Source organism: Limisphaera sp. VF-2 (assembly GCF_049537125.1).
Classification (GTDB): domain Bacteria; phylum Verrucomicrobiota; class Verrucomicrobiia; order Limisphaerales; family Limisphaeraceae; genus Limisphaera.
The window spans coordinates 433,979-449,682 of record NZ_JBMVQY010000001.1 but is presented as its reverse complement, the minus strand read 5'-3'; the positions used below and the strand labels follow the sequence as shown (position 1 = coordinate 449,682).

At 65.6% G+C, this 15,704-nt stretch carries 12 protein-coding genes; 7 read left to right on the top strand and 5 right to left on the bottom strand.

What is annotated here, in order from left to right:
- The first annotated feature begins 129 nt into the window (after window positions 1-129).
- The 5 genes from ACPDIT_RS01535 to ACPDIT_RS01515 all read left to right on the top strand — a co-directional run bounded on the left by ACPDIT_RS01535 (window position 130) and on the right by ACPDIT_RS01515 (window position 6,059).
- Window positions 130-483 (top strand): competence type IV pilus major pilin ComGC, encoded by a 354-nt coding sequence (locus tag ACPDIT_RS01535; protein ID WP_423440927.1) that lies wholly within the window; start codon window positions 130-132, stop codon window positions 481-483.
- A gap of 399 nt (window positions 484-882) precedes the next feature.
- Window positions 883-3,180 (top strand): serine hydrolase, encoded by a 2,298-nt coding sequence (locus tag ACPDIT_RS01530; protein ID WP_423440926.1) that lies wholly within the window; start codon window positions 883-885, stop codon window positions 3,178-3,180.
- Window positions 3,181-3,334: 154 nt separating this feature from the next.
- Window positions 3,335-4,636, top strand: a complete 1,302-nt coding sequence (locus tag ACPDIT_RS01525; protein WP_423440924.1) for an NfeD family protein — start codon at window positions 3,335-3,337, stop codon at window positions 4,634-4,636.
- An 82-nt stretch (window positions 4,637-4,718) separates the two neighbouring features.
- On the top strand, window positions 4,719-5,507 hold the full coding sequence (locus ACPDIT_RS01520; protein ID WP_423440922.1) for an SPFH domain-containing protein: 789 nt from the start codon (window positions 4,719-4,721) through the stop codon (window positions 5,505-5,507).
- A 306-nt stretch (window positions 5,508-5,813) separates the two neighbouring features.
- Window positions 5,814-6,059 (top strand): FmdB family zinc ribbon protein, encoded by a 246-nt coding sequence (locus ACPDIT_RS01515; RefSeq protein WP_423440920.1) that lies wholly within the window; start codon window positions 5,814-5,816, stop codon window positions 6,057-6,059.
- Window positions 6,060-6,098: 39 nt separating this feature from the next.
- On the opposite strand, the gene ACPDIT_RS01510 is transcribed toward ACPDIT_RS01515, so the two are convergent.
- The 5 genes from ACPDIT_RS01510 to ACPDIT_RS01490 all read right to left on the bottom strand — a co-directional run bounded on the left by ACPDIT_RS01510 (window position 6,099) and on the right by ACPDIT_RS01490 (window position 11,856).
- A complete protein-coding gene (locus ACPDIT_RS01510) occupies window positions 6,099-6,785 on the bottom strand; it encodes a hypothetical protein (RefSeq protein WP_423440918.1) in 687 nt (228 codons plus the stop codon).
- A gap of 34 nt (window positions 6,786-6,819) precedes the next feature.
- Window positions 6,820-8,775, bottom strand: a complete 1,956-nt coding sequence (speA, locus tag ACPDIT_RS01505; protein WP_423440917.1) for a biosynthetic arginine decarboxylase — start codon at window positions 8,773-8,775, stop codon at window positions 6,820-6,822.
- A gap of 92 nt (window positions 8,776-8,867) precedes the next feature.
- Window positions 8,868-10,049 (bottom strand): aldo/keto reductase, encoded by a 1,182-nt coding sequence (locus ACPDIT_RS01500; RefSeq protein ID WP_423440915.1) that lies wholly within the window; start codon window positions 10,047-10,049, stop codon window positions 8,868-8,870.
- Between the two features lie 30 nt (window positions 10,050-10,079).
- Window positions 10,080-11,033 carry an acetyl-CoA carboxylase, carboxyltransferase subunit beta gene (accD, locus tag ACPDIT_RS01495; RefSeq protein ID WP_423440913.1) on the bottom strand — a complete coding sequence of 318 codons (954 nt, stop codon included), beginning with the start codon at window positions 11,031-11,033 and terminating at the stop codon, window positions 10,080-10,082.
- Window positions 11,034-11,097: 64 nt separating this feature from the next.
- Window positions 11,098-11,856, bottom strand: a complete 759-nt coding sequence (locus ACPDIT_RS01490; protein WP_423440911.1) for a ComF family protein — start codon at window positions 11,854-11,856, stop codon at window positions 11,098-11,100.
- A 599-nt stretch (window positions 11,857-12,455) separates the two neighbouring features.
- Between ACPDIT_RS01490 and ACPDIT_RS01485 the strand changes: the two genes are divergently transcribed.
- The gene (locus ACPDIT_RS01485; protein WP_423440910.1) at window positions 12,456-14,285 is read left to right on the top strand and encodes a YhjD/YihY/BrkB family envelope integrity protein; all 1,830 of its coding nucleotides are present in this window, start codon (window positions 12,456-12,458) and stop codon (window positions 14,283-14,285) included.
- On the top strand, window positions 14,282-15,430 hold the full coding sequence (ald, locus tag ACPDIT_RS01480; RefSeq protein ID WP_423440908.1) for an alanine dehydrogenase: 1,149 nt from the start codon (window positions 14,282-14,284) through the stop codon (window positions 15,428-15,430). Before ACPDIT_RS01485 ends, ald begins: the two co-directional genes overlap by 4 nt.
- Window positions 15,431-15,704 lie beyond the last annotated feature (274 nt).

Genomic DNA, 15,704 nt, shown 5'->3' with positions numbered 1-15,704 from the left:
TTTTTCTTTTGAGGAACGTGGCGCTCCGTTAAAGTCGGTGCCGCCAAACGCGCTGATCGCAGCGGTTCCGGCGGGGGAAAGGTCCCGGGGCCGCTGTGGGTGGGAAACATTGCCGGTAGGAAGCGAGCCATGAAAATGCTGAATCGCCGCCAAGCGGGCTTCACATTGATCGAGATCATGATCGTGGTGGCCATCATCGGTCTGTTGATGGCGGTGGCCATCCCGAACCTGGGGCGCGCACGTCGAACCACGCAGACCAAGGTGTGCGTGGCAAATCTGCGCATGATCCAAAGCGCCAAGCAGCAGTGGGCCCTGGAGAACGGCAAGAGCGACAGTGACACGCCCACGGAGCAGGAGCTGTTGCCTTTCATCGAGAACGAGGTGTTCCCCAAGTGCCCGGCGGGCGGGACGTATACGATCAATCCGGTCGGGACCTACCCGACTTGCAGCAAGGCCGCGGATGGGCACGTGGTGGGCAGGTGAACGGGGCGGTATGGGCCGCACCCGCGCCGGCTTTAGGACGGGCTCGGGCCAGCGCGGGGCCCGGAGTCAACCCGATGCGACCCCGCGGGAGATCGCACGATAACGGAGGAGAAACGCCCGGGCGCTGGAACCGGGTTCGGGGGCGCGGCCCGGCCCGGGCTGACAGCGATGGCCGCCCTCGGCCAGGGGTGCGGTCTCGGTGCGGGACCGGAGCCGTTTCGATGGTGAGACAGGGGAAGCATTCCCCGGGGTCGCCGACCTTGAGAAACGGAGACCCCTGATCCCCAACTGCCGAGGGTCGAGGGTTTCGGCCCGCGTTTGGGCCGCCGGAGGTGCGGGTGGGCTTCTTGCTGTGTCGGGTTTGTCATTTGGGCCGTAGCTTGGGCGGGGGACCCGGCCATGGCGCAGGACGGCGCAGAGGCGGTTTTCTTTTCGGAGAAACTGCGGCAGATCGACGAGGCGATCGAGACCGCGATTCGCGAGGGCCGGATTCCCGGTGGTGTGCTGTGGTTGGAACGCGCAGGCCGGCAGTACGTTCGCGCCTACGGTCAACGGGCGCTGGAGCCCGCGCGGGAGGCGATGACCGTGGATACGATTTTCGACGTGGCTTCGTTGACCAAGGTGGTGGCCACGACTCCGGCGGTGATGTTGCTGATCGAGGATGGCCGGCTGGCCCTGGATGAACCGGTGGCGCGGTATTGGCCCGAATTTGCGGGCGGGGGACGCGAGGAGATTACGATTCGGCATTTGCTCACGCACACATCCGGATTGCGACCGGGCCTGCCGCTGCAGCCCGAATGGTCCGGCGCGCCAACGGCGCTGGCGATGATCACCCGGGAAAAGCCGCTGGCCCCGCCGGGGACCGCGTTCGTTTACAGCGACCTGAACTTCATGATCCTGGGCGAATTGGTGCGGCGGATCAGCGGGCAGGGCCTGGACGTTTTTTGTCGGGAACGATTGTTTCGGCCCCTGGGCATGGTGGACACGGGATTCTGTCCCCCGGCCGAAGTTTGGTCGCGCGTTGCCCCCACGGAGCGTTTGCCCTCGGGCCAGGTGTTGCGGGGGACGGTCCACGACCCGACGGCTCGACGCATGGGCGGAGTGGCGGGGCACGCGGGATTGTTTTCCACCGCGGCGGATTTGGCCCGCTTCGCACGGATGTTGTTGGACCAGGGGCAGCTGGACGGCCGCCGCATTTTTCGGGTGGAGACGGTGCGTCTCATGACCACGGTCCAGACGCCGGGCACCGTGCCTGTGCGGAGGGGGCTGGGCTGGGACATCGACTCGCCGTACAGCGTGCCCCGGGGTCGTTGGTTTCCGCTTGGGAGTTACGGACACACCGGTTGGACGGGCCCGAGTTTGTGGATCGACCCGTTTTCCGGGACGTTCGTGCTTTTCCTGTGCAACCGGAATCACCCCACCGAGCAGGGCAGCGTGCGGGATTTGCGTTACGAGTTGGGGACCTTGGCGGCGGAGGCCGTGGTGGGATTCAACTTCGCCCATGTACCCGGCGCGTTGCCCCGGCGCGAGGCCGGGGTTCCGATGCGGACGCGCGCCTCGCGGGCCGGCACAGAGCCGGTGCTCAACGGGATCGACGTGTTGGCCCGGGAGGGATTCGCTCCTTTGCGCGGCAAACGGGTGGGCCTGATCACGAATCATTCCGGGCATGATCGGAACCGGGTGCTGACGGCGGTGTTGTTGAAGGCTGCCCCGGAGGTGCAGCTGGTTCGCCTGTTCAGCCCCGAACATGGCTTGCAGGGCGGTCGTGACGGACCTGTGCCGGACGAGATCGATCCCGTGACCGGACTGCCGGTGGTCAGTCTTTACGGACCGAATCGAAGGCCGCGTCGGGAGCACCTGATCGATCTGGACGCGCTGGTTTTCGATGTCCAGGACATCGGGAGCCGGTTTTACACGTATGCCGCCACGTTGGGCCTGGCGATGGAGGCTGCGGCCGAGCTCGGCAAGGAGGTGGTGGTTCTGGACCGCGTGAACCCGATCACGGGCCGGCATGAAGAAGGGCCCTTGCTTGGGGCGGCTCCCACCTTTGTGGGGTTTTATGATGTGCCGATCCGTCACGGGCTGACGGTGGGGGAATTGGCAGAGCTGTATCGCCATGAGCAAGGGTTGCCGGTACCCCTGACGGTGGTCCGGTGTCGGAACTGGCGGCGCAGCCAGTGGTTCGACGAGACGGGTCTGCCGTGGACGAATCCCTCGCCCAACATGCGCAGCTTGACGGCGGCGCTGTTGTATCCCGGCCTGGGATTGCTGGAGCAGGCCGTGTCAGTGGGACGGGGGACGGACCGCCCCTTCGAATGGATCGGGGCGCCGTACATCGAGGACGTCCGGTTGGCCGAGGAGCTGAACGCTGCGGGGCTGCCGGGCATTCGATTTGTGCCCGTGGAGTTCACCCCCACCGCCAGCGTGCACGCCGGGGAGCGCTGTCGCGGCGTGGCTTGTGTGGTGACCGACCGTGAAGCGGTGCGGCCGGTGTTGGTGGGGCTGACCGTGGCGTCGTTGCTGGCGCGGTGGTATCCGGAGCAATTCCCGGTGGCCAGACTGGAATCGCTGCTGTTGCACCCGCCGACGCTTGCGGCGGTGAGGCGCGGTGCATCCCCGGAGGAGATTCGGTTGCTGTGGCAGCCGGAGCTGGAACGGTTTCGGCAGCGCCGCCAGTTTTCCCTGCTTTATGATTGAGCCGCGCCCTCGCCAGAGGAACGGATTCCTGCGCGGAGGATGCCCGGGACGTGGGAACGTCCTTGCGAGGGGACTTTCCGGGGACGGGTTTGTGGGCCGACCGATTCCCCTTGCTCCGAAGGGCCAAGGGCTTATGTTGGCCTCAGAAAGATCCATGAGAATCCGGCGGACAGTCGAAGCGGTCTGGTTGACCCTGCTGATGGTTGCGGGGTGGGCGGGGAGCGTCCCGGCCGCCTCCTCCACCGTGGGGTTGATCCGTGTCCAGGGCGCCATCGGTCCGGCCACGTCGGGATACATTGCCCGCGCGATCGAAGTGGCGACCGAGCGGGGCTACGAGGCTTTGATTCTCCAGCTGGACACGCCCGGCGGGCTGCTGGACTCCACCAAGGAGATCGTTCAGGCGTTTTACGCCTCGCGCGTGCCGGTGGTGGTGTATGTGGCGCCCGAGGGGGCCAACGCGGGCAGTGCCGGCTGTTTCATCACGCTGGCGGCGCACGTGGCGGCCATGGCTCCGAACACCAGCATCGGGGCGGCGCATCCCGTGGCGCTGAGCCCGGTGGGTGGCAGTCAGGGCACGGACGAGGTCATGAAACAGAAGCTGGAGAACTTCGCGACCAGCTACATCGAGGCCATCGCCCAGAAACGCGGGCGGAATGTGGAATGGGCGAAGGCGTCGGTCCGGGAAAGTGCTTCCATCACCGCGGAAAAGGCGCTGGAACTCAACGTGATCGAGATCATCGCACGCGATGTGCCGGATTTGCTGCGTCAACTGGACGGGCGCAGCGTGGAAGAGCGCACTCTACGGACCGCCGGAGCCGAGGTGGTGGAGATCCCCATGCTGGCGCGAGAGCGCTTGTTTCAGCGGTTGTGGCGGCCGGAGGTGATGTTCATCCTGATGCTGATTGCCATTTACGGCATCATCGGGGAGTTGAGCAATCCGGGTGCGATCTTCCCCGGGGTGGTGGGAGCGATTGCGCTGATCCTGGTGCTGTACATGGCCGCCATTTTGCCCGTGAACCTCGCCGGCCTGGCGTTGATTGCCCTGGCGATTTTGTTGTTCATTGCGGATGTGTTTGCCCCGAGTCATGGCGTGTTGACGGTGGGCGGGGTCGTGGCGTTTTTGCTGGGGGCGTTGATGTTGTTCAACCGGGCGGAGCCGGGTTTTCGGCTTTCCTTGAGCTACATCGTTCCGGGCGTCATTCTCACCACGGCGTTCTTTGTCTGGGTGGTGGCGGCCGGGCTGAAGGCCCAGTTCCTGCCGGTGAAGGTGGGTCGGGAGAGCATGATTGGTCTTCGTACGACGGCGCTGACGCGGATCGACGCCTCGGGGGGCAAGGTGTTTGTGGAGGGGGAGTACTGGACGGCCGTGAGCGACTCGCCCGTGGAGGAGGGGACTCGAGTGGAAATCGTGGGGGTGGAGGGACTCACACTGAAGGTCAAACCCGTGACCGGTTGACGGTTCCGCGGCCGGTGCGGAGCGAGAGGCTCCGGCCGAACCGGGGATCCGGAAGCCCGGTCCAAACGCAGGAGACACGCTTATGGAAGAGCTGATCGTTCGTCTACTCAACCTGGGGTCGTGGGTGGTGCCGGTGATTCTCCTGGGGGCCCTGGCACTCCCGCAAATGTTCCGGGTCCTCCGCGAGTACGAGCGCGGGGTGATCTTTCGGTTGGGCAAGCTCATCGGGGCCAAGGGACCGGGCCTGGTGATCCTGATTCCGCTGGTGGACCGGATGGTGAAGATCGACCTGCGCGTTGTCACCATCGATGTGGCCAAGCAGGAGATCATGACGCGCGACAACGTGCCGGTGACCGTGGACGCGGTGCTGTATTTCCGGGTGGTGGACCCGGTGGCCGCCGTGGTGAAGGTGGAGAACTTCTGGAAGGCCACCGCGTTGCTGGGGCAGACCACGTTGCGCAGTGTTCTGGGCCAGGCCGAGTTGGACGAGTTGCTGGCGCACCGGGAGAAGATCAACCAGAAGTTGCAGGAGATCATCGATCGCCAGACCGATCCGTGGGGCGTGAAGGTGACCGCGGTCGAAGTCAAAGACGTGGCCCTGCCGGACGGGATGAAGCGGGCCATGGCCAAGCAGGCCGAGGCCGAACGGGAGCGGCGTGCCAAGATCGTCAATGCCGAGGGCGAATTCCAGGCAGCCGAGAAGATGGTGCAGGCCGCCCAGATGATCGCCAAGGAACCCATCGCTCTGCAGCTGCGGTATCTTCAGACCATGCGAGAAATTGCCAGCGAACACAGCACGACCACCTTCATCCCGCTGCCCCTGGAACTGTTCTCCACGTTCACGAATCGCAGGCAGGGCTCGGGCTCCTAAAGGCAGGCGGGTCGGACCGGGCCGCTGCGCCGAGCCCTGGCGCGATTGCAACCTTCGCCGGTGCCCGGCAGGGCAGGATGGTTCGATGGAAGTCCAGTCTGTTCCGGCCCGCGCCGGGTCGGCAGTGCAGGGAAACCCGTCGGAGCTGGACCGCGGCGGTCGGCGATCAGACGCTTCCCGGGGACCAGGAGGCTCATGACGGGCCGGAAAGAGGGTCCCTCACGGTCGCCCCGCTGCGCCTTCTCCGGTTGCATTTCCGGCGGCCCCGGCCGATGATATGTGCCGGGGAAGAGATCCTAGGGGTCTATGCCACTGTACGAGTACGAGCTGTGCGAAGGTGACTGCGCCGTGTGCGGCGGGCGTTTCACCCTGATGCGACCGGTGAACGCCCCGGAACTGACGCGTTGTCCGGCCTGCAAGCGGCCGGTGCGCAAGGTCATCAGCACGTTCAACACCCCGCAAAAACTCAAGCCCTTGTCGATTGTGGATGCCAAAAAGGCCGGATTTACGGTGTTCAAACGGATCGGCAAGGGCGAATACGAACGCCAGTAGGGCGGTTCGGAGCCGATGGGGGAAAGCGGGGCGGGGGCGTCAATTCGTGCCGGCCCGGCGGAGCAGAGCGTTCCAGGCGGCAGCCTTCGTTTTCCACAGCAGGGCCAGGGTCATGGCCAGCGGGGCCAGGAGAAACACCACCCAGAAAAGGAAGCTGTGCCGATCCAGGACGGTGGCAATCCGAAGGGCTGCGGGGTGAGCGGTCTGGAAATGAGAGATCGCTTCGGCCAGGAGCAGCAGGCCCAGGCCCGCCCGTAGCCAGGCCCGGTTCCACGGCACCAGGACAGCCATTTCCTTGTGCAGGCCGGGGTCGGCCAAAAGGGGGGCCAGTTCGCGCAACCAGCGGTTGAACTGCAGAAGGAGGAGGACCCCCACCACCGCGGCCACCAGCACCATGGTTTCGAACCAGGGCTGCTGCGGTAGGCGACCGTGCCAGTAGAGGAAGGGACTCGAACCCCAGGCTATCAAAGCCAGCAGCCGGATCTTCTCCAGGGTCGGAAGCCCGGCGTGGCACGACTCGATTTGGGCGAGCCGGTGAACCGCACCCCACACCAGACCGGTGGTCAGGACCGCGGGCCAAAGCCCCCAGGCCCGGAGCCAGTCCGTGCGCGCGGTCTGGACACAGATCACCACGGCCAGCGGCAGAGCCCAGCAGAGAAGGGACAACCCCTGGATCAGTGGGCCCAGTGCGGCCGGCGGCAGGGTGGAAGGGGGGCCCGAAGTCATGGTCCGGCATCCGCCGAAGCGGCGCGTGAGCTCCTCAGAAGGAGAGGTACGTGTACTCGCGCAGGCCGCGCTCGTATTCGTCCAACAACCGCATCGCCTCGGAGGGTTTCATGCGGTCGGAGCGGATGGCCTCGTCCACTTGCGCCTTCATCTGCCGCTTCAGCTCGTTTTCGTCGTACTGGACGGAGGCCAGGGACTGGACGATGGTGGTTCCTTCGATGATTTCCTCGATGTAGTAGCCGGCGGGTTCATCCGGATCCAGGAAGACATGCACTTCGTTGACCCGACCGAAGAGGTTGTGCAGGTCGCCCATGATGTCCTGGTAGGCTCCCATGAGGAAGAAGCCCAGGTAATAGGGCTCGACCGCGCCCGGGCTGCCGTTGGGTCCGTTGCGTCGCTGCAGGGCGTGCAAGGGCAGCGTGTCGCGCACGTCCTCCAGATCGATGAACTGTTTGACCTGGCCGTCGGAATCGCAGGTGATGTCCACCAGGGTGGCTTCGCGCGTGGGCCGTTCGTTGAGGCGGCTGATGGGCATGATGGGGAAAAGATGGCCCAGGGCCCAATGATCCAGGAGTGACTGGAACACGGAGAAGTTGCACAGGTACTGGTCGCTGAGGCTGTCTTCCAGTCGGCGGATTTCCTCGGGCACGTGAGGGCGGCCCTTGTAGTGGGCCACGACGGCGCGGCTGATCTCCCAGTAGAGCGTTTCGATCTTGGCCTTGTCCGGCAGGTCCATCAATCCGAGGATGAACATGTGGTGCGCGTCCTCGCGGCGCTCCTGGGCGTCGTGGTAGGCTTCGAGTTTGTTGAGCCGGTCGAGGTTGCGTCGGATGTCGAGCAGCTCGCGCACCAGGGGATGTTCCTGCTCGCCGTATTCGAACCGCGCCTCGGGCGGGCATTTTTCGATGGCTCCGAAAACCTCCACCACCAGCACACTGTGATGGGCCACGATGGCGCGGCCGCTTTCGCTGATGATGTCCGGATGCGGCACGCCCTCGGCGTCGCAGACATCGGCGATGTAGTAGACGACGTCGTTCGTATACTCCTGGAGCGTGTAGTTGGTGGAACTTTCGAAGGTGGAGCGGCTGCCGTCGTAATCGACCCCGAGGCCGCCGCCGACATCCAGGTATTGCAGCGGGAACCCCATTTTGCGGAGTTTGGCGTAGAACCGGGCCGCCTCCTGCACGGCTCGCTTGATGGTCAGGATGTCCGTGACTTGCGAGCCGATGTGGAAGTGCAGCAGCCGGAAGCAATGCGCCAGGTTCTCCGAGCGCAGGATTTCGCAGGCGGCGAGAATCTCGGCCGTGCTGAGGCCGAACTTGGCGTCTTCGCCGCCGCTGCCGGCCCAGCGTCCGGAGCCCTTGGTCACCAGGCGCACCCGCAGGCCGATGATGGGTTCGACGCCGGTCTGGCGGGACTGGGCGATGATGTGACGGAGTTCCTCCAGTTTTTCCACGACCAGGATGACGGTTTTGCCGAGCTTGGTACCCAGCAGGGCCATGCGGATGAACCCGGCGTCCTTGTAGCCGTTGCAGACGATCAGGCTGCCAACGGCCGGCTGGAGCGCCAGGCCCGCATACAGCTCGGGTTTGCTGCCCACTTCCAGGCCGAAGTCGTACGGCCGCCCGGCATCCAGGATTTCCTCCACGACCTCCCGGAGCTGGTTGACCTTCACCGGGAAGACCCCCCGGTAGCGGCCCTGGTAATTGAACTCCTGAATGGACTGTTGGAAGGCCTTGTTGATGGCCTCGACGCGGTGGCGCAGGATGTCCTGAAAGCGGATGAGCAGGGGAAACTTCAGGCCGCGTCCGCGCGCCTCTTCCACCACGTCGGTGAGGTCCACGGCGGCCCCTGCCTCCTGCAAGGGACGCACGATGACGTGCCCCTCCTCGTTGATGTCGAAGTACTTCGCCCCCCAACGGTCTATGTGGTACAGCTCCCGGGCCCGGGCGATGTCCCAGGGCTGCCTCTCATCGGTCGGTTGGCTCATGTTGTTTGTTCCGAACGGCACGCACTATAGAAAGCCGTGGCAGGAATTCAATCCGGCGTCGCATCGGCGACGGAGGGAGTCGGCCGATCCGCTCAGGCGCGGCTGAGGCGCCGGGCGGGCTTCTCGTAGAACAGGGCGTGGGCTTCGCGCAAAATCCCGGGGATGCGGTCGGCGAACGGGCTGTCCCGCAGGCATTCGCGCAGTGCGACCTCGTCCAGCTGCGCGGCATTGTTTCCGGGAAACCAGTGATCGGCCTGTCCCAGCAGGTTGTAACGCATGCGTGCCCAGGCGAGCAATCCGAGCGGCCTGGCATAGGTCCAGAGCCGCAGGATTTCGAGCACATTGATCTGGCCGGGTACTTCCGTGTATTCGGGCAGGCCCTCGAACCAGCGCGCGCACCAGTCGGCGCCCAACTCCGCCTTCATGGCGGCGCGGATCCGAGCTTCGATCGGGGCCACCACTTCCCGGATTCGTTCGTAGTGTTGCAGGGCCTGGACGTGTTCGTCGAAATCGCCCGGCCGCGCCACGCCACAACTGAGGGTGTGCACCTCGGGCCGCGCCAGACAGTAAAGGTCGTTGAACTGCATGGGGGTCAACGGCGCGCAGAGGGCGCGCATGCGATCGGAAGCCTCGTACAGCCTGCCGCCTTTGTCGTTGGGACTGATGATGAAAACCCCCAGGTCTCGTTCGGCCGCCGCGCGCACCGCCGGCCAGGTCAACGGATTGACGAAGTACCAGTGCAGGTTGACGTAGTCGAACTCCCCGGTCTGAATGGCCTCCACGATCAGGCCCGTGGGGGCGTGGGTGGAGAAGCCCACAAACCGCACGCGGCCCTCTCGCTGCAACTGACGGGCAGCGGCCAGACAACCGCCCGGCCGGAGGGTTTGGTCGAGCAACTCCCGGTTGTTGATCCCGTGAATGGCCAGCAGATCCACGTATTCCAAGCGCAGATTCCGGAGCGAAGTCTCGAACTCCCGCAGGAAGGCCCGCGCCGAGGGTTGGGGGGCCACCTTGGTTTGCACCAGGATCCGGTCGCGGGGCAGTTGCGGCAACACGCGGCCCAACTGCAGTTCCGAAGTGCCGTAGCCGCGGGCGGTTTCGAAATGGTAGATGCCCAGCTCGTACGCCCGCCACACACACGCCTCCAGGTTCTCCTGGTTGTCACGGGGAATCTGCAGCGGATCGACATCCTTCCAGGCGTGCTGGAAGCGCATCCCGCCGCAGGAGAACACCGGCATCTGCAGGCCCGTACGACCAAAGCGGCGGTAGTACATGCAATGGGGTGGCGGCGCCGGACGGCCGGCTCAGGCCGCGGCCGGGGCGGAACGGCGCGAGGCGGTCAGGTAGTTCAAATAGGTGATGAGGCGCGAGCGCAGTTGGGGACGGGGCACGATGGCGTCGATCAGTCCGTGTTCCAGGAGGAACTCTGCCGTCTGGAAGCCCGGGGGCAATTCGCTTTGCGTGGTGTCCTTGATCACGCGCGGCCCGGCAAACCCGATCATCGCGCCGGGTTCGGCCAGGATCAGATCGCCCACAGTGGCGAAGCTGGCCATCACGCCGGCGGTGGTGGGGTGGGTCAGAACGCTGATGAACGGCAGGCCGGCGCGGGCATGGTAGGCCAGCGCCCCGCAGGTCTTGGCCATTTGCATCAGGCTGAAGAGTCCCTCGTACATCCGGGCCCCGCCGCTGCTGGAGACGATGATCAGGGGCAGCTCACGATCCGTGCAAACTTCGATCAAACGGGTGAGTTTTTCGCCCACCACGGAACCCATCGACCCGCCCAGGAATCCAAAGTCCATCACGCCCAGCCCGCAAAAATGCGGGCCAATCCGGCAGAGACCCGTGACCACCGCATCTTTCAGTCCCGTGGCGCGCTGGTATTCCTCCAGCTTGGCGGTGTAGCTGGCGGTTCCCGTGAATCCGAGGACGTCCACGCTGGCCAAATCGGCGTCCATCTCCTCGAATGTGCAGGTCTCCACCAGCGAATGGATGCGTTCCCGCGCGCTCATCTGGAAATGATGCCCGCATTTGGGACACACCTTCAGGTTCTCATCGAGTTCCTTGTCGAAGACCATGGCCTGGCACTTGGGACACTTGGTCCACAACCCTTCCGGGATGTCGCGTTTGCGTCCCTTGCTGGCCAACTTGGGCTTCCGCACGAAGGTGGTCCCGGGGTCCCCATTGGGGGAAGACGCCTGGGGAACCGCATCCTTGGGTTCCGGCCCCACGGGCTTGCGCGTGAAACTGGTCGTCGCCATGGGCGATTTTCGTTTGGATGTTGACACAACGTTGCGCCGCTGCAATCGGGACCATTCTAGCGGATTACAGCCCGCGTGCAACCGTCCAAACACAGACCTCTGCCGCCCCGGCCCTCCGGAGCGCCAGGGCGCAGGCGCTGGTCGTGGCTCCGGTGGTCAACACATCATCCACCAGGATGATGCGGCGACCCGACACGACGGCGCCGCGTCGCACGCGAAAGGCCTCCCGGACGTTCCGTTGCCGTTCGTCCCGACTCAACACGGTTTGGGTCGAGGTGGGTTTGCTGCGTTCCAGCCAGCCGGATTCGACGGGCAACCCTGTGGCCCGACCCAGCCACTGCGCCAGCCGATGCGCCTGGTTGAACCCGCGTTCCCGCTGCCGCACCGGGTGCAACGGAACCGGCACAATGGCGTTCCAACCCTCTCTTTGCACCGGACCGGCTGCGGCCCGCACCAGCAGTCGGGCCAGGAATGGCTCGAACCACAGGGCTTCCTGATACTTGTATCGATGGATCACTTCCAGGACCACGCCGTCGGCGGCGACGGCCGCCCGCGCATAGCGAAAGTGGAGAGCCAGCTCCCGACAGTTGGCACATTCAAAGGGAACGGTGGCCTCTCCCGGGATGGGCAGCCCACACTTTGCACACCAGGGCGGCCGGAGCCACCGCACCTGCTGACAGCAGCGTCGGCCCACGTAACCCCGGCCGGGCCCGGCTGGCTCCTGCCGACAGACCTGGCAAACGGGCGGATACACCAGACCCAGCAGGGCTTCCCAATACCGCTGCCACCTTCTCCATGTCGCCCCTGGTTTCTGGCTCCACATCGGCCTTGCGAAGCGGGAACGCCCGGCAACGGTTGGAACGCCCGGCGACGGTTATCCAGAGTTTCGGCGCGCACTGTACCGGGCATCCCCGGCAAGGCAAGTGGGATCCACGGGTGCCCGGTCGGCCACTTCTCGACGCGGGTTTCGAAGAACGGAAAACCTGGGGATCGGTTGCGGCCGAGGATCGTTGCGATGAATGGGCGCGATGCTGCATTCGCTCCGGTGGTTTCTTACCTGCCCGCGCGGATTCGTTGGTTTTGAGGGTGGACTGGCGGAGGCTTTCCGGCCGGTCCGCGGCCGGCTGTCGAATCAGCCCTTCGACGGCTCGAAGCGCGGGGCGCGCACCGTCCTGGCCGGCGTGTGGCCGGGAATGAAGCAGCCGACCCCTTGGGTGAGCCTGTTCTGCCGCCTCGGGGGTCACTGGCCGGCTCCCGCTGGGTGGACTTGGGTCCGCGCTGCCGGGTTGGGCGAAGCTCTTCGGCAGCGGTTATAGGCTCGGGGGACGTTGCGCGTGGAAATCGCCAACAGGACTTGTCACCGAGTCCGCAGCGCTCGGCCGGCTTCGTTGACAGGGCTTTCGGGTTTGTTAGGGTCAACTCGTGCACGCCCGAGGAAAGGAAGGGAGCGCGACCGAATCCTGGACCGGCCGACTGCGTCAGACATGGATCGGGGAAGCCGACGCGGGATTTCACACGCGCGCCTGGTGGGAGCGGACGGCGCAGTTCTGTGTGCTGGTGGTGCGGGGGTTTTTGGAGAATCGCGGGCCGGTGCGGGCGGCGGCCTTGTCGTATGCCACGCTGTTGTCGCTGGTCCCTTTTTTGGCGGTGGTGCTGGGCGTAACCAGCAGCCTGCTCAAGGGCCGAAGCGAGGCCAGCATTGAAGCCTTCGTCGATCGGCTCGTGCATGCCGTGATTCCGCCGGCCCCGACCACGAATCTCCCCCCCAGCGCCCAGTACAGCCTGTGGTTTTCTCAGTTGCATGCCGGCTTGTGGGCGCCGGGACTGGTGGGGAGTGTGGAGCCCTCGGATGCGACCTCCCCCGCCGCGGGAGCGACCGCCGTCGGTGACCCGGTGGCCGTCGGTGGTTCTTCGGTTGCCGATGCGGGGGCGGCCCGGACGGCCGTGCCCGTGGCATCCACGTCGGAAATGCGGGATCTGCGCCGTGCGGTGGCCCAGCGCATCCGCGCGTTCATCCATCAAACCCGCAGTGCCGAGCTGGGTGTGACCGGGAGCATTGCGCTGGTTCTCATGGCCATCCTGCTGCTGGCCCGGGTGGAGAACACGATGAATGACATCTGGGGCGTTCCGCAGGGGCGGCCCTGGTTTCTCCGGGTGGTTCTGTACTGGTCGTTCATGACCCTGGGCCCGCTCCTGGTGATTGGAGCCATTGCTCTGGGCTCGGGGCCCTATTGGGAGGCGACGAGTGCGTGGTTGGCCCGCATGCCCCTGGTCGGGGGACTGGTGTTTCAGGCGCTGCCGGTCTTGCTTCTTTGGTTGGTGTTTGCCGGATTGTACAAACTGGTCCCCAACACGCGCGTGGAGTGGTCCGCGGCCCTTCTCGGAGGACTGCTGGCGGCGGTCTGTTGGCACCTGAACAACCTGCTCAACGTGTTGTACGTTTCGCGCGTGGTCACCAATTTCAAAATCTACGGCAGTCTGGGGTTGGTACCCGTGTTCATGGTGGGACTTTATGTGGCGTGGGTGATCCTGCTGTTGGGCGCGCAGGTGGCCTACACGTGGCAGAATCGTCAGGCCTATTTGCAGCAGCAACTTTCCCGCCGGATCGACCAGCGGGGCCGCGAGTTTCTGGCCTTCCGCATGATGGCTTGTTTGGGGCAGGCCTTTCAAAACGGCGAGCCGCCTCCGTCGGTGAGCGGCCTGGCGGCAAGCCTCGGAGTTCCGCCGCGCCTTTGCCGGGAGATCCTGGGACAACTGCAGAGGGCCGGATTGTTGTGGGAACTGGCCGGTCCCGAGCCCGCGTACGTGCCGGCTCGTCCCTTGGAAACCATCAGTCTGCACGATGTGCTGCTGGCCATGAGAACGGAGAACGGCAGTCCCATGGCGCCCGCTTTGGAGCCGGCCGGCGGGGAGATCTGGGGCGAGTATCAGCGGATTCAGGCCGCCGAGGAACAAACCGCCGCAGCCATTACGCTGCGGGAACTGGTCCATCGCCTGGGCGCGCGGCCCGTGCTTGCGCAGGGGATCGTCCCTCCGCTGAAGCTGGCTCAAGAGGCCGGGTCGGGCGCACCGACACAGGCCGGAGGGGGCGAACAGCCGCCGCTTTCGGGGTCTGGTGTCCCCGGCGGGGCGACCGGCGCCGAAACGGCCCAGCCCGCCGATTCCCCAGACCCCGGTCCGGCCCGGGTTCCGCCGGGCTCCCAGGGCTCCGCGGCGGCGATCCCGGAGGACGACCGCGGCTTTCCCTTATGACCATTGGCGTGCCCAAGGAAATCAAGCGGCAGGAACACCGGGTGGCCCTGTCCCCGTCGGCGGCTTATCAGTTGTGTCGGCGCGGACATCGCGTGGTGGTGGAGCGGGACGCCGGCGTGGGCGCCGGGTACTCCAACGCCGAATACGAGCAAGCCGGCGCCGTGCTGGTCTCCGAAGCCTCGGCCGTGTACGCCGAAGCCCGGCTGCTCGTCAAAGTCAAGGAGCCCCAGCCCGAGGAATACCCCCTGTTGCGTCCGGACCTGATCCTGTTTTGTTATCTGCATCTGGCGGCCGATCGCACCCTCACCGAGGTTCTCCTGCGCTCCGGGGTGACCGCGATCGCCTACGAGACGGTGGAGCTCCACGGACGATTGCCGCTGTTGGAGCCGATGAGCGAGATCGCCGGACGGATGTCCGTGTTGGTGGGCGGGTACTACCTGGCCCGCCATCACGGGGGCAGCGGCGTCCTGCTCGGCGGTGTGCCCGGCGTGCTGCCGGGTCGCGTGGTGGTGCTCGGGGGCGGGACGGCCGGCGTCAACGCGGCGCGCATGGCGCAAGGGTTGGGGGCCGACGTGACCATCCTCGAGGTCGATTTGGAGCGGATGCGTTTCCTGGACATCACGCTGCATACGGCGCACACGCTTTACTCCAACGAAGCGCATTTGATGGACCTGTTGCCTTCAGTGGATCTCCTCATCGGGGCCGTGCTGGTGCCGGGCGCCCGGGCCCCGCGGTTGATCCGACGCGACATGCTTCGTCGCATGCGACCGGGGAGTGTTCTGGTGGATATTGCCATCGACCAGGGCGGCTGTGCCGAGACGTCCCGTCCCACGACGCACGACGACCCCGTGTTCGTGGAGGAGGGCGTGATTCATTACTGTGTCACCAACATGCCGGCCGCCTACGCCCGCACGGCCACCCAGGCGCTCACACACGTCACGTACCGTTACGTCGAAGCCATCGCGGATTTCGGACTGCCGGAGGCCTGTCAGCGTCATCCCGGCCTCCTCAGGGGCATCAACATCATGGCCGGCCGGGTCACTCATCCGGCCGTCGCCGAAGCGCATCAAATGCCCTACCATCCACCGCCCATCCATGTGGATCCCGACCCGTACCGGCCCGACGCGGGCACTTGCCGACCTTGAAACCTGCGAGGAGCCTCCCTGCGTGATTTGCCGCCGGATCTTCGGTGGCCATGCAGGTCCCTCGAGAGATGCGTGGTTTCGATCCCGGGCGGGGATGCGGAAATCCAGCGCGACTCCGAGAGCTGGGAGGTGCGCTTCCCAGGTCGCGACGTTCGTTCTGACCCCGGAAAAGCCCGGCCCCCTTTGCCTGCATGGCCGCCTCGACCGCCGTGGACCCCGTGCCGGTCGGTCGCACCGGCCGAGGGGCTCTTGCGTTCCCGGGCCCCTCAGACGC